This is a genomic window from Nesterenkonia sp. AN1 (assembly GCF_000582475.1).
Taxonomy (GTDB): domain Bacteria; phylum Actinomycetota; class Actinomycetes; order Actinomycetales; family Micrococcaceae; genus Nesterenkonia; species Nesterenkonia aurantiaca.
Genome location: NZ_JEMO01000015.1, coordinates 12,510 through 26,488, shown reverse-complemented (window position 1 = coordinate 26,488; position 13,979 = coordinate 12,510). Strand labels below are relative to the sequence as shown.

Annotated in this window: 11 protein-coding genes; 5 read left to right on the top strand and 6 right to left on the bottom strand. The window is 66.9% G+C overall.

The annotated features are described in order from the left end of the window. The first annotated feature begins 312 nt into the window (after positions 1-312). The 5 genes from BG28_RS08115 to BG28_RS16235 all read left to right on the top strand — a co-directional run bounded on the left by BG28_RS08115 (position 313) and on the right by BG28_RS16235 (position 6,022). Positions 313-1,599: an ABC transporter substrate-binding protein gene (locus BG28_RS08115; RefSeq protein WP_036475663.1), complete on the top strand. Its 1,287-nt coding sequence runs from the start codon at positions 313-315 to the stop codon at positions 1,597-1,599. 87 nt (positions 1,600-1,686) lie between these two features. Beyond that, complete coding sequence (locus BG28_RS08110; RefSeq protein WP_036475662.1) at positions 1,687-2,598, top strand: carbohydrate ABC transporter permease; 912 nt, start codon at positions 1,687-1,689, stop codon at positions 2,596-2,598. After that, on the top strand, positions 2,595-3,536 hold the full coding sequence (locus BG28_RS08105) for a carbohydrate ABC transporter permease (RefSeq protein WP_235181037.1): 942 nt from the start codon (positions 2,595-2,597) through the stop codon (positions 3,534-3,536). The genes BG28_RS08110 and BG28_RS08105 overlap by 4 nt, the downstream gene beginning before the upstream one ends. A gap of 120 nt (positions 3,537-3,656) precedes the next feature. Continuing rightward, the gene (locus BG28_RS16240) at positions 3,657-4,973 is read left to right on the top strand and encodes a glycoside hydrolase family 3 protein (RefSeq protein WP_235181036.1); all 1,317 of its coding nucleotides are present in this window, start codon (positions 3,657-3,659) and stop codon (positions 4,971-4,973) included. Further along, the gene (locus tag BG28_RS16235) at positions 4,871-6,022 is read left to right on the top strand and encodes a glycoside hydrolase family 3 C-terminal domain-containing protein (protein WP_235181051.1); all 1,152 of its coding nucleotides are present in this window, start codon (positions 4,871-4,873) and stop codon (positions 6,020-6,022) included. Before BG28_RS16240 ends, BG28_RS16235 begins: the two co-directional genes overlap by 103 nt. 300 nt (positions 6,023-6,322) lie before the next feature. Here BG28_RS16235 and BG28_RS08095 read toward each other — a convergent pair whose 3' ends face one another. From BG28_RS08095 to xylB, 6 genes are all read right to left on the bottom strand, one after another. Beyond that, complete coding sequence (locus tag BG28_RS08095) at positions 6,323-6,979, bottom strand: hypothetical protein (RefSeq protein ID WP_036475661.1); 657 nt, start codon at positions 6,977-6,979, stop codon at positions 6,323-6,325. A 91-nt stretch (positions 6,980-7,070) separates the two neighbouring features. Continuing rightward, entirely contained in the window at positions 7,071-8,783 is a 1,713-nt protein-coding gene (locus BG28_RS08090; RefSeq protein ID WP_235181035.1) for an extracellular solute-binding protein, read from the bottom strand. A 93-nt stretch (positions 8,784-8,876) separates the two neighbouring features. Beyond that, a complete protein-coding gene (locus BG28_RS08085; protein WP_235181050.1) occupies positions 8,877-9,776 on the bottom strand; it encodes a carbohydrate ABC transporter permease in 900 nt (299 codons plus the stop codon). A 44-nt stretch (positions 9,777-9,820) separates the two neighbouring features. Next, positions 9,821-10,864 (bottom strand): sugar ABC transporter permease, encoded by a 1,044-nt coding sequence (locus BG28_RS08080; RefSeq protein ID WP_036475659.1) that lies wholly within the window; start codon positions 10,862-10,864, stop codon positions 9,821-9,823. A gap of 256 nt (positions 10,865-11,120) precedes the next feature. Then, on the bottom strand, positions 11,121-12,158 hold the full coding sequence (locus tag BG28_RS08075; RefSeq protein ID WP_036475658.1) for a LacI family DNA-binding transcriptional regulator: 1,038 nt from the start codon (positions 12,156-12,158) through the stop codon (positions 11,121-11,123). Between the two features lie 183 nt (positions 12,159-12,341). Beyond that, the gene (gene xylB / locus BG28_RS08070) at positions 12,342-13,787 is read right to left on the bottom strand and encodes a xylulokinase (RefSeq protein WP_036475656.1); all 1,446 of its coding nucleotides are present in this window, start codon (positions 13,785-13,787) and stop codon (positions 12,342-12,344) included. Between the last annotated feature and the right edge of the window lie 192 nt (positions 13,788-13,979).

Here is a 13,979-nt window from a genome sequence, read left to right as displayed (position 1 = left end):
CCAGGGCTCCGAGTGGGGGAGCCGCTGACCTGGTGTGGCCGCTGGAGGCACCGGCCGATCATGTTGCTCGACTGTGACAGCGGTCATGTGCTGTGTCTTGACACACACCTGCAGGCTATTTAGTCTTACGGCAAGACGAAATCCAGATCACAGTCTGCACCAGGCCCCGTTCCTGGCCTCAGGACCGATCTGGTTCGGACTTTGGCGCTGTGCTGCTGAGTCACCGGTCCGGCCGATCCGGAGTGCTGGGAAGACCTCGGCGATGTACCGGTACAGAGCTGGGGCTCGCACTGATGAGAAAAGGACGCAACGATGCGCAGAACAACTCGAGTGGCCGCTGCAGGCCTCGGCGTGACATCCCTCCTGGCGCTCTCGGCCTGTGGCGGGGGAGGCGAGAACGGCGGCGAGGCCGACGCTGACGCGTGGATCCTCACCGGCGGCGGCTGGCCCGCCATCCAGGAAGACTTCGACCGCTGGAACGAAGCCAACGAAGATGCCCAGATCGACACCGAAGCCATCGAGAACGACTCCTATAAGGGTCAGATCCGCACCGCCGTCGGCTCCGGCGAGGCACCGACGCTGATCATGTCCTGGACCGGCGGCGCGCTGCTGGAGTACGCCGAGGAAGAACGCATCGTCGACCTCAGCGAGCACACCGGGGAGCTGGAGTCCCGGGTCTTCGATTCGGTCTGGCAGAACGGTCAGATCGACGACAGCACCTACGCGGTGCCGCTGAACGACGTGCAGCCAGTGGTCATGTACTACAACCAGGCGGTCTTCGACGAGGCCGGCGTCGAGATCCCCGAGACCTGGGAAGACGTCGAAGCCGCGATCGACACGTTCAACGAGAACGACGTCGCGCCCTTCTCGCTGGCCGGCGGCTCCGTCTGGCCCGCCCTGATGTGGCTGCAGTACCTCACCGATCGCCACGGCGGCGAAGAGGTCTTCGCGGCCGTGGTCGAAGGCGAAGAGGGGGCGTGGGACAACGAGTCCATCCTCTACGCGCTGGAGACCATGCAGGACCTGGGGGAGAACGGCGGCTACATCGACACCTTCAACTCGGTGACCGCGGACCAGAACGAGGATGCCCAGCTGCTGGCCGACGGACAGGCCGCGATGCTGCTGCAGGGCTCCTGGGTCTATTCCACGATCCACCAGGACTTCCCGGAGTTCGCCGAATCCGGTGACTTCGGCTTCACCTCCTTCCCGACCCTGGAAGACGGTGCCGGTGATCCCTCGAACATCGTGGGCAACCCCGCCAACTTCTGGTCGGTCTCAGCGGACGCCTCGGAGGAGGAGCAGCAGATCGCCTTCGACTACATCAGCGAGAACCTCTACAACGAGGAGACCGTGACCGCCATGTTGGAGGCAGGTTCGCTGCCGCCGCTGGGTGACATCGAGGACCAGATCGCCGAGACCGAGGATGCTGAGTTCCTCGAGTTCTCCTCCAACCTGGTCGGCGAGGCCAATCACTTCCAGCTCTCCTGGGATCAGGCAGTCGCTCCTGAGGTGGCCCAGCCGCTGACGGACAACCTGTCACAGATCCTCCGCGGGGACATGACCCCCGAGCAGTTCGTCGAAGCGATGAACTCCCTCTGATACACCCCTGAAATCGGTTCGGGGCGGCTGATGAAGCCGCCCCGAACCGATTGCCTTGCACCGACAACAAGAATCTGAATCGAGCTCATGACTGAAACCGCTGCTCGAAGCAGGACGACCGGATTGGGCCATAAGGGACCTTCATTCCTGATGGCGCTGCCCGCTGTTCTGTTCTTCGGAATATTCGCCCTGATACCGCTCTTCGGGGTGGTCGTGATCTCCTTCATGGAGTGGAACGTTCTGGGCTCGCCCTCCTGGGTGGGTCTGAGCAACTGGCAGGCGGTGCTCTTCGACAGGCCCTTCACCTGGACCGCACTGGGCCTGACGATCACCTTCGTCATCGGCTCCTACCTCTTCCAGGCCCCCGTGGCCCTGCTGCTGGGCGTCTTCATGGCGGGCCAGCAGCGCTACCGCGCACTGCTCGCGGTCCTGTACTTCCTGCCGCTGCTGTTCTCCTCGGTGGCTGTGGGCCTGACCTTCCAGTCGCTGTTCTCCCCGAACTACGGGCTCTCCGCGGCGCTGCCCTTCGACTGGCTGCCCAATGACTGGCTGTCGAACTCGGACCTGGTCATGTGGGTGATGATCTTCGTGGTCGGCTGGTGCTTCGTGCCCTTCCACGGTCTGCTCTACCAGGCCGGCGTGCGCCAGATCCCGCAGTCCATGTATGAGGCCGCCACCATCGACGGCGCCGGCCGGGTCCGGCAGTTCTTCTCGATCACGATCCCGCAGCTGCGCTACACGATCATCACCTCCTCCACGCTGATGCTGGTCGGTTCGCTGACCTACTTCGACCTGATCTTCGTGCTCACCGGCGGCCAGCCCGCCAACGCGGTGCGCATCCTGCCGCTGGACATGTACGTGACCGGCTTCAGCTCATACAACCTCGGCTACGCCTCGGTCATCGCGGTGATCCTGGTAGCCATCGGACTGACCCTCTCCCTCTTGCTGAACATCATCTCCGGTTCATCCAAGATGGAGAGCGACAAGGCAGGCGCATGATGACTCACACCGCAAGCACCCAATCCGCGACCCCCGACGCCGGCAAGGCCCTGAACCCTGAGGTGCCCGGCTTCGAACACCGCGACGTGAAGCAGAACAAGGTCCGCCGCACCGGCGCCCCGGGGGAGAAGCCGAACCTCCTCGGCGGTCTCGGCGGCTGGCTCTGGCTGGCCATCATCATCCTGCCGATCTACTACATCGTCATCACCTCCTTCCGCACCAGCGAGGACCTGCGCTCCTCCAACCAGCTGCTGCCCACGACCAACCCGACGCTGGCGCCGTTCATCAAGGTGATCCAGAACGACTTCCTGCACTACTTCACCAACTCGCTGATCGTGACGCTCTCCACGGTCGCCGTCGTGCTCGCGGTCTCGGTGATGGCGGCCTATTACATCGCCCGGTCCACCACCCTGGGCGGTCGGCGGCTGTTCCAGATCATCCTGCTGGGCATCGCGATCCCGGTGCAGGCCACGATCATCCCGGTCTACTACCTGATCCAGCAGCTGGGTCTCTACGACACCCTCTGGGCGCTGATCCTGCCGCAGATCGCGTTTGCGATCCCGCTGAGCGTGCTGATCATCGTGAACTTCGTCCGCGACATCCCTGCCGAGCTCTTCGAGTCGATGAAGGTCGACGGTGCCGGGGAGTGGAAGATCCTCACCGCGCTGGTGCTGCCGATGGCCAAGCCGGCGCTGATGACCGTGGGCATCTACCAGGCGCTGCAGGTCTGGAACGGCTTCCTGTTCCCGCTGGTGCTCACCCAGAGCAGCGACGTCCGGGTGCTGCCGCTCTCGCTCTGGGAGTACAGCGGCCAGTTCGGCATCGACGTGCCGGCCACCCTGGCCGCCGTGGTGCTCTCCGCGCTGCCGCTGCTGGTGGTCTACATGCTCGCCCGCCGTCACATCGTGGCCGGGCTGACCGCAGGCTTCGGCAAATGAGCCTCGGCGCCAAACCCTGATCCCCTCGGCGAAGCTGCCGGTCCTCCATGACCGGCAGCTTCGCTGTTCCCGAACCGACCGCGACAGCTGCGCTGCGCCGTAAACCCTAGGAGTTCCCACGTGAGCAACCAGAACCCAGAACGGACCACCGGCCCCTGGAACGACACCTCGCTCTCCGCCTCGGCGCGGGCCGAGGCGCTGCTGGCCGAGATGACCCTCGAAGAGAAGGTCTCCCAGCTCGGTTCGCACTGGGAGATGCGCGAGGATCCCGACACCCAGGGCGAGGTGGCCCCGATGGAGGACGCCATGTCCTCGGGCAAGCTGCCCTTCGAGTCCGAGATCCTCGACGGCGAGGGGCACCTGACCCGCACCTATGGCACCGTGGCGCTCTCGGTGCCCGAAGGTGCTGCGGATCTGCGTCAGCGACAGGCCGCAGTGGTCGCCGCCAACCGGTTCGGGATCCCCGCGATCGCCCACGAGGAATGCCTCACCGGCTACACCGCATATCAGGCCACCGTCTACCCGACCTCACTGGCCTGGGGCGCAACCTTCGACCCGGAGCTCATCGAGGAGATGGCCGCCGCGATCGGCGCCGATATGGCCGCCACCGGGGTTCAGCAGGGGCTCTCGCCGGTGCTCGACGTGGTCCGCGACGCCCGCTGGGGGCGCGTGGAGGAGACCATCGGCGAGGATCCCTATGTGATCGGCACGCTGGCCACGGCCTACGTCAAGGGACTGCAGTCGGCCGGAATCATCGCCACGCTGAAGCACTTCGCCGGCTACGCCGCCTCCCGGGCCGCCCGGAACCACGCCCCCGTGCACATGGGCAGGCGTGAACTCATCGACATGATCTTCTACCCCTTCGAGCTCGCCGTGCGCGAGGGCAAGGTCGGCTCGGTGATGAACTCCTACGCCGACATCGACGGCGAGGCGCCCGCCGCCTCGCACTGGCTGCTCACCGAGGTGCTGCGCGAGCAGTGGGGCTTCGAGGGCACCGTGGTCGCGGACTACTGGTCGGTGGCGTTCTTGGAGAAGATGCACCATGTGGCTGCCGACCAGGCCGAGGCCGCCCGGCTCGCGATCTCCGCCGGACTCGACGTGGAGCTGCCGCACACCGGCGGCTACCGCACGCTGGCCCAGCAGGTCCGTGATGGACTGCTCGAGGAATCCGTGCTGGACGCTCGGTGCGTCGGGTGCTTCGGCAGAAGGCCGAGCTCGGGCTGCTCGACCGCCGCGCCGATGACACCGACTGGGAGCCGATCATCGACGAGACGGTGGATCTGGACTCCGAGAGCAACCGGAGCCTGGCCCGCAAGGTGGCCGCGAAGTCCCTGGTGCTGCTCAAGAACGACGGCGTCCTGCCGGCCCCCGCAGAGTCGCTGGCGGGCAAGCGGATCGCCGTGGTCGGACCCTCCGCCGATGAGCCGCGCACCATGATGGGCTGCTACTCCTTCCCCAACCACGTGCTGGCCAAATACCCCGCAGGGACCTTCCCGCACAAGGGGATCGGGGTGCCGATGCCTTCGGTGCTGGAATCCCTGCGCGAGACCTATTCCGAGGCCGAGGTCACCTACAGCTACGGCTCGCCCATCGTGAGCTATGACGACTCCGAGATCGCCGCGGCCGCCGAAGCCGCCGCCGCGGCAGACCTGGCCGTGGTGACCGTCGGTGACCTGGCCGGCATGTTCGGTGCCGGCACCTCCGGGGAAGGCTGTGACGTCGAAGACCTCAAGCTCCCCGGAGCCCAGCACGAGCTGGTCGAGGCCGTGCTGGCCACCGGAACCCCGGTGGTGCTCGTGGTCATCTCCGGCCGGCCCTATGCGCTGGGCGGCCTGGCGCAGCGCTGCGCCGCGATCGTGCAGGGCTTCTTCCCCGGAGAGGAAGGCGGACCCGCCATCGTGGACCTGCTCAGCGGCGCCATCGAGCCCACCGGCCGGCTGCCCATCGGCGTGCCGGTGCATTCCGGCGGACAGCCCTCGGGTTATATCGCGGCGCCGCTCGGGCTCAACAGCCAGGGCGTGTCCAACCTCGATCCCACCCCGCTCTACCCCTTCGGCCACGGCCTGAGCTACACCACCGTGGAGTACTCGGACCTCACCGTCTCCGAGGCCCAGGTCCCGGTGGACGGCGCCGTGGAGGTCTCGGTGACGCTGAGAAACACCGGAGAGCGGCCCACCGAGGAGGTCGCTCAGCTCTACTTCGGTGACCGGGTGGCCTCGGTGGCCCGTCCGGTGCGCCAGCTGCTCGGCTACTCCAAGGTGGAGCTGGCTCCGGGGCAGAGCCGCACCGTGACCTTCGAGGTCCACGCCGACCGGTTCTCCTTCACCGGGGTGCACTACCGCCGGATCGTGGAGCCCGGTGCGATCGACCTCTACGCCGGTCCCTCTGTCGGGGAGCTGCCGCTGCAGGCCGAGGTGACCCTGGTCGGCGAGGTCCGAGAGATCAGCGGCCAGCGCGTGCTGCGAACCCCGGTCCGCATGAGCTGAGCCCCGGCTGCGCCGCCCCCGCGGCGCAGCCGGCCTTGCCTGCTCGATCTGCTCAGCCCCGGGCGCCGCCAGCCTGCTCAGCCCCCGGCAATTTGTCGCATGCCTATGCCATGTCCATCGCTATTTCCGTCCAAAGCGATGGGACATGGCATGGGGATGCGACAGATCTGGGCAGAGGTCGGGCGGAGACCCACCGCGGCCGGAGGCGGCCGGAGGTGAGGCGGCCGGAGGTGAGGCGGCTTGAGGCGAGGCGGCTTGAGGTGAGGTGGCTTGAGGTGAGGTGGCTTGAGCCGCTGTGATTCAGTTCTGCGTGACCACCAGGTCCGACTGGATCTGGTGCAGCATCGGGGTCACTGTCCGGGCGAGCAGCAGCAGCAGGAACGAGGCCAGGAACACCGGCAGCCAGTCGGAGACCACCACGATCAGACCGCCCGTGAGCACGATCATCGAGATGATCCCCAGTGCCGCGAGTGGGGCGGAGGCGGCACCGTAGAGCGCGACCTTGAACAGGTCCCGGCTGCGGAAGGAGAAGTTCGCGATCACCACCAGGGCGGCGACAGCGGCGATCACCCCGGAGACGCCGAGGACGATGCCAGCGACGATGAAGCCGATCCCCACCTGGGCATAGGCGGCGTTGAAGGCGGCCAGGCCGAGCAGCGCCACGGCCGGCACCCAGATCAGCAGGGACTGGCCCAGGCCGTCGACCCAGCCCTTCCAGAAGCGCAGCCAGGGCACGACGTCGTGGTCGGTGCGCCAGGCGTAGACCCCGGCGGTGACGGCAGGACCGAAGAGCAGCGCGCACGCCGCATAGAGCGGGATGTTGCTGGCATCGGGTTCGAGCAGAAAGATCCCGATCAGCGCCGGGGCGGTGGCCAGCACGAACCCGAGCTCGATGATGAGCAGCCGGTACACGAAGTTCGTGACCCGACTCAGCGGGCCGTTGCGATCGATGTCCATAGAGCTCCAAGATAGTGCGCCCCGGCCCGTGAGGGGCCGGGGCGCAGCGGTGGGTCGTCAGAAGCGGTCCTGCAGCACCTCAGGCTCAGGCTCAGTCCTCGAGGACGTCACTGTCGATGTTCTCCTGCGCGCGCTGGTAGGCCTCATTGTGCAGGTCCACGAACTCGGCCATGCCGGAGGACTCCAGCTCTGCGACGAAGGCGTCCCAGTCCTCGATGTCGCGCTGTCCCAGGATGAACTGGGCGGTGGCGGTGCGGACCTGGTCGGTCAGCTGGGTCTGACTGATCGAGGCGCGCTCGCGCTCGAGCTCGTCCAGCGGGCGGGCGGGGTCCGGGGGCAGCAGCTCCTTGTCATCCATGGAGTCGCGGAACTCGATGACCTCGTCACGCAGCATGGACTGGACCAGCTCGGTGGAGGAGCCATGGGCGAGCAGGAAGACGCCGTTGTGGTATCCATAATCGACGTTGAGCTCTTCCTCGGCCTCGGGGTTCAGCCCGTGCATGTTCACGTTCTCGGCAAGCGAGCGGGTGCCTTCGTCATCGACGGTGTAGGTCTCATCCTCCACGCCCCACTTCGCGAACTCCATGCCCTCATCGGAGTAGTAGAGCCAGTCGAGGAACTGCATCAGGGCGACGAAGTCGTCTTCCTCTGCGGTGGAGGCGGACAGCGCGATCCCTGATTCGAAGCGGCTTCCCTCGACCATGTCTCCGGCCGGCCCGGAGGGAACCCTGATCTGCCGGACCTCCATGTCCTCGTCGCCGACCTCCTCGACCGAGGTGCGGTATTCCAGCACCGTCTGGTCATTGGCCCCGATGACCGCAGACCGGCCCGAGGCGAACTTCTGGACCGCCTGATCATCATCCTGGGTCAGTGACTCGGAGTCCATGAGTCCCTCGTCGACCAGTTCGGCGAAGTAGCCGAGCAGGTCGCGATACTCATCCATCGCGCCGGCGTAGACGAACTCATCGGCCTCGGCGTCGTAGTGCATGCCATCGCCGTAGCCCCAGCCGGCGCTGGTGCCGAAGTTGGGAGCCGCTGTGGTCAGCGTGGCTTCCAGCGGACCGTTCTCCGACCACCGGTCGGAGAGCGGAATCATGTCCGGGTAGGCCTCCTTGACCTCGCGCAGCTGATCGGCGAACTCGTCGAAGCTCTCCGGCTCACCGAGGCCGAGCTCGTCCCAGATGTCGCCGCGCACCGCGAAGGAGTACTGGTGCTGAGGCGACTCATGCAGGCCGGGGAGCACATAGAACTTGCCGTCCTCCTGGTACAGCGAGGCGAGGTCTTCCTCGAGGCCCCACTCCTCGACCTTCTCCAGGAAGTTCGGCATCAGGTCCACGTAGTCGCTCACCGGCAGCAGCGCTCCGCCGGCGATGAACTGGGTCTCGTCTCCCGGGTAGGTGATCGGGATGAAATCTGGGGCGTCGCCGGCGCCGATGACCAGCGCGCGGCGCTCCGCCCAGTCCGAGAGCGGAGCGTTGCTGGTCTCCAGGCTCACCCCGTGCTCCTCCTCAAGCTGGGTGAAGAAGTCCCAGTCACCCTGGATCGGGTAGTTCGGGTGGTCGCGGTAGAGCAGCGAGAACTCCACCGGTTCGGTGGCCACAAAGGTCTCGCCGGCGGCGAAGTCTTCCATCGCACCGGCTCCGGAGGCTTCCATATCGATCTCTGCGGCCTCTGCCTCGCTCTCGGTGTCGCCGCCGCAGGAGGCCAGCAGCAGCGCCGAGGCGGCGAAGATCGAGGTGATCGGCCAGGCGTGCCGCATGCGTCGACGTCGTCCCTGAGCTGACCGGGTGACTGGAGTTTTCATGTGCGAGTGTTCCTTTCGTGCCTGACCGGATCGATCATTGATCCGGTGCGAGGTCTGGGGCCGCCTGGGCTGCGCGGCGGGTTCGGTGAGGGATCAGGCCTTGACGGAGCCGAGCATGATGCCGCGGACGAAGTACTTCTGCAGGAAGGGGTAGAGACAGATGATCGGCAGCGTGGTCAGCAGCATCGTGACCGACTGGACGTTGGAGGCGATCTGCGTGCCCTCACCGGCGGCACCGCCCATCTGCTCGGTGCCGGTGGCGCCGGCGAGCAGGTTGCGCAGGTAGACCGTCACCGGGTAGAGCTCACGACGGTCCAGGTAGAGGAAGGCCTGGAACCAGGCGTTCCAGAAGCTCACCGCGTAGAACAGGATCATCGTCGCCATGACGGCCTTCGAGAGCGGGATCACGATCCGCCACAGGATGCCGTAGGTGGTCAGGCCGTCGATCTCGGCCGCCTCCTCGAGCTCCTGGGAGAAGTTTTCGAAGAACGCCTTCATCACCAGCAGGTTGAACACGCTGATCGCGTTGGGCAGCACGATCGCCCAGATCGTGTTCGTGAAGCCCATCGCGTTGATCAGCACGTAGTTCGGGATCAGGCCGCCGTTGAAGAACATCGTGAACACGGCGAGCCCGATGAAGAAGCTGCGTCCCTTCAGGTGTCGTTTGCTCAGCGCATAGGCGAAGCAGGTGGTCAGCACCATGGCGATCGCGGTGGCCACCACCGTGTAGATCACGGTGTTGGCGTAGTTGCGCCAGAACATCGAATCGCTCATCACCACCTCGAAGGTGGTGACGTTGAAGCCGCGCGGGATCAGGTTGACCTGTCCGGCGTTGATGTAGCCCTCCGAGGAGAACGACTGGGCGATGATGTTCAGGAAGGGGTACAGGGTCACCGCGCAGATCACGATGATCGCGATGCCGTTGAAGACCCGGAACGCCGAGTAGGATCTCGAGTCCTTGATCCTGATGGTCTGGGTCGGGCGGGAACCCAGGCGCGGGTCCTTCTCGATCGTGGTGCCGGGGTCGGCGGGGATTGTCACCACAGCGAATTACCTCCGAGCTTGCGGGCGATGCCGTTGGCGGACAGGATCAGGACCAGGCCGATGAGCGCCTCGAAGAGACCGATGGCGGCGGCGTAGGAGAAGTTCGACGACGTGATGCCCACCCGGTAGACGTAGGTGGCGATGATGTCGGCTGTCTCGTAGATCAGCGGGTTGTAGAGCAGCAGCACCTTCTCGAAGCCCACGGCCATGAAGGTGCCGACGTTGAGGATCAGCAGCACGATCATGGTCGGGGTGATGCCCGGGATGGTCACGTGCCACATCTGCTTCCAGCGGTTGGCGCCGTCGATCCGGGCCGCCTCGTAGAGCTGGGGGTCGATAGTGGTCAGCGCCGCCAGGTAGAGGATGGTTCCCCAGCCCACGGTCTGCCAGACCTCGGAGGTGACGTAGATCGTGCGGAACCACTCAGGCAGCTGCATGAACGGCATGGACTCCCCGCCCAAGGAGCTGATCAGCTGATTGATCGTGCCGTTCACGCTGGTCAGCTGCAGGACCATGCCTGCGACGATCACGATGGACATGAAGTGCGGCAGGTAGGAGATGGACTGGGCGATCCGTTTGAACTTGTTGCTGCGCAGCTCGTTGAACATCAGCGCGAGCACGATCGGCAGCGGGAAGCAGATCGCCAGGGTCAGCACACCCAGGATGATCGTGTTCCAGAAGACCCGCCAGAAGGTGGGGTCCTGGATGAACATCTCGATGTAGTGCATCCCGACCCACTCGTCGCCGAAGATCGAGGATCCGGGGCGGAATCGGCGGAACGCGATGACGTTGCCGGCCATGGGCAGGTAGCGGAAGATCAGCAGGAACAGCAGCGGAAGGATCAGCAGCGTGTAGAGCCGCCAGTCGGTCTTGAACGCATGCTTCCAGGTGTTGGTGTTGTTGGTCCCGGCATAGCCCTTGCGGTCCGCGCGGCGCTTCTTCTTCGGCGTGGAATTCGGGTCCTTGAACTCAGGCACGACGCCGGCTTCGCGCAGCGCCGGCTGGCTGCTCCCCTCGGTGACACCGATGGCGCTCATGCAGCTCCCCTCAGAGTGACTCAGCTACCCTGCGGCGAGGAGATGCACCGTGATCCAGGTCACAAGGTAAGCGTTTTCCTAGAACTTAGTTGCATCACACGCCTTAAGTCAAGAAATCGCGTGGCTCAGATCACATTGGGTCACCAAAGTCGCCATCGGCGGCGGAGCCAGGACGGGGTTGAGCAGGGCGGGGCTGGGCAGGGCTGAGCGGGACGGGGGGCAAGGCAGTGCGGGGGAGGGTCTCCGAGAAGTCTGCTCAGCGCTGCGGGGTGCTCGCGCGCAGCACCACGTGGGTCTGGACTGCCAGGTGCCCCGGTTCCGTGCCGGATCCCAGCGCCATCCGCACCGCGCTGCGCCCCACCTCATGCAACGGGATCTCCACCGAGGTCATCGCCGGGGTCACGTCCTGGGTCAGTCCGACGTTGTCGAAGCCGGCCAACGAGATGTCCGCTCCGACGCTGAGCCCATGGTCTCGGATGGCGGTGGCGGCGCCGAAGGCCATCATGTCCGAGGTGACGAAGACGGTGTCCAGCGGGGCGCCGAGGTCTTCGCGCCGCGCAAGGAGCTTCTGCATGCCCACATAGCCGCCGTCGCGGGTGAACTCCGCCTCCACGATCGCGTCATCGGCCAGGGTGTGGCCGCGCTCGGCCAGGCCCGTGCGGAAGCCGTTGATCCGGTCGGCGTTGGTGTGCAGGGTGACCCTTCCGGAGACCACCCCGAAGTGCGCCCCGCCGCGATCGAGCAGCGCGTGCGCGAGCTTCCGGGCGCCGTCGTGGTTCTGGATGTCCACCAGATCGAAGGGTGAGGGCCCCTGGGAGATCACGACGACGCGCCCGCCGGTCTCGGCGTAGGCGCGCAGCGCGGCGGTGGCCTCCGGTGAATGGGTGTTCTCCTCATCCCGGGAGCCCGCGACGATGATGGCCCGGGGATGCTGGCTGCGGAAGGTGCGCAGCATCTGCAGCTCCCGAGCACCGCTGCGCTCCGAGGCGGCCATGGTCACCATCAGCGCCGCCTCGCTGGCTCCGGCCATGATGCCCGAGGCGATGGCGCTGAAGTAGGGGTCGGCGATGTCGCTGAGCAGCACCGCCACCGTGGGGGAGGCGCCCTTGGCGACCGTCTGGGCGGAGAGGTTCGGCAGATAACCCAGCTCTTCGGCGGTGCGCTTGACCCGCGCCGCGATGTCTTCGCTCACGCGTCGAGAGCTGCCGTTGATCGCCCGCGAGGCGGTGGCCGTGGAGACTCCGGCGGCTCGCGCCACCTCGGTCAGGGTCACCTGGCGCTGTTGGGCTGCCATGCAGCTCCTTCCTGGCTCAGCGCGTCGGCTGAGCGCCCTGCGCCGGGCAGTGCCGTGCTGCGATGCGGCCCCGACCTGCGTGAACACCACCCTGGGCGGGGCGGATCACAGACAGTGTGCCATGGTCCGTGATTCAAGCCAGAGTGTGATCGCACCCGGGCCTGATCACATCCGGGCAGCGCCTCAGTGCTTCTCGGCGATCAGGTCGCGACGGGCTGCATAGGCGTGGCGGACCTCCGGGGTCGGGGTGCCGGTGATGGTCTGGGTCTCCACCGTGGACCAGGCCGGCGGCTGGGCCGCGCCGGAGAGCACCCAGGCGGCCTGACGCGCAGCGCCGTCGGCCACGTACTCGCCCGGGGCCGGGACGCTGACCTCGCGGCCCAGGATCGCCGGGGCGATCTGCTGCACGGCCGCGGAGCGGGCGGCGCCGCCGATCAGCGTGATGGATTCCACCGGGACGCCCTGGGAGGTCATCGCCTCCAGGCCGTCGGCGAGCCCGCAGAGCAGGCCCTCCACGGCCGCACGGGCCACGTCCTCGGGGTTCATCGAGGCCAGGGTCAGGCCGATGAAGGAGCCGGTGGCGTGAGGGAGGTTCGGGGTGCGCTCGCCCTCGAGATAGGGCACCAGGGTCAGCCCGTTCGCACCGGGCGCCGCGGCCAGGGCGAGGTCTGCCAGACCGGCATGGTCCACCCCGAGCATCTTCGCGGCACCGTCGAGGACCCGGGATCCGTTGAGGGTCACCGCGAGCGGCAGGAACTCGCCGGTGGCATCGGCGAATCCGGTGACCATGCCTGAAGGGTCCTGGATCGGCTTCGGCGAGACCGCAGACACCACTCCGGAGGTGCCGATGGAGATCGCCACGTCGCCGGTGCGCATGCCCAGCCCCAGGGCTGCGGCGGCGTTGTCTCCGGCGCCGGGGCCCAGGAGCAGGTGCGCCCAGTCGCGGGCTGCGTCGCCGGTGCCCACCTGCTCCTGCGGACCGGCGACCCGGGGCAGGATGATCGCCCGGGCGGCATCCTCGCTGATCCGCAGCGCGCGGGCCAGAAGGTCGTAGCGGTAGCTGCCGGTGGCGGCGTCGAAGTAGCCGGTGCCTGAGGCGTCGGAGCGGTCGGTGACCAGGTCCGCCAGCTCGGTGGAGCCCGAAAGCTTCCAGGTCAGCCAGTCATGGGGGAGTGCGACGGCGGCCACGCGGCCGGCGTTCTCCGGTTCAGCATCAGCGAGCCAGCGCAGCTTGGTCACGGTCAATGAGGCCACCGGCACCGACCCGGTCATCGAGGTCCAGGCCGCCGCGCCCTCGGCGCCGCCGCCGAATTCGGCGATCAGCTGGGCGGCGGCATCGGCGGAGCGGGTGTCGTTCCAGAGCAGCGCGTCACGGATCACCTCGCCCTCGGCGTCCAGGGCGACCATGCCGTGCTGCTGCCCGCCCACCGAGGCGGCCGCGACGTCGGCGAGCCCGCCGGCGGCCGCTATGGCGTCCAGCAGGGCATCCCACCAGGCGGCCGGGGCGACCTCGGTCCCCTCAGGGTGCTTCGCGGAGCCGGTGCGCACCAGCTCCCCGGTGTGCGCGTCACGGATGACGACCTTGCAGGACTGGGTGGAGGAGTCGATACCTGCGACCAGAGTGGGCATGCAGTGTCCTTTCGTGACACCCGCCCGGGCACGCCGCCCGGTCGGGGGCGGCCGTGGAGACCGGAGGGAGGAGCTGGCGGGATGGTCGGAAACGTCGTGTCGAGGGTCTCACAGCAGTGGCCGGCCGCCCCAGTGTCCTGGTGCGACCGGCCACGCGATGAGGCTCGGCGGAACAGCCGAGCCTCGGCAGAA

What these genes read in the sequence shown, in the direction of transcription:
- BG28_RS08080 (WP_036475659.1), bottom strand. Translation starts at nt 10,864, where the DNA reads ATGAGCGCCATCGGTGTCACCGAGGGGAGCAGCCAGCCGGCGCTGCGC.
- BG28_RS08105 (WP_235181037.1), top strand. Translation starts at nt 2,595, where the DNA reads ATGATGACTCACACCGCAAGCACCCAATCCGCGACCCCCGACGCCGGC.
- BG28_RS08075 (WP_036475658.1), bottom strand. Translation starts at nt 12,158, where the DNA reads ATGGCAGCCCAACAGCGCCAGGTGACCCTGACCGAGGTGGCGCGAGCC.
- BG28_RS08095 (WP_036475661.1), bottom strand. Translation starts at nt 6,979, where the DNA reads ATGGACATCGATCGCAACGGCCCGCTGAGTCGGGTCACGAACTTCGTG.
- BG28_RS08115 (WP_036475663.1), top strand. Translation starts at nt 313, where the DNA reads ATGCGCAGAACAACTCGAGTGGCCGCTGCAGGCCTCGGCGTGACATCC.
- BG28_RS08110 (WP_036475662.1), top strand. Translation starts at nt 1,687, where the DNA reads ATGACTGAAACCGCTGCTCGAAGCAGGACGACCGGATTGGGCCATAAG.
- xylB (WP_036475656.1), bottom strand. Translation starts at nt 13,787, where the DNA reads ATGCCCACTCTGGTCGCAGGTATCGACTCCTCCACCCAGTCCTGCAAG.
- BG28_RS08090 (WP_235181035.1), bottom strand. Translation starts at nt 8,783, where the DNA reads ATGAAAACTCCAGTCACCCGGTCAGCTCAGGGACGACGTCGACGCATG.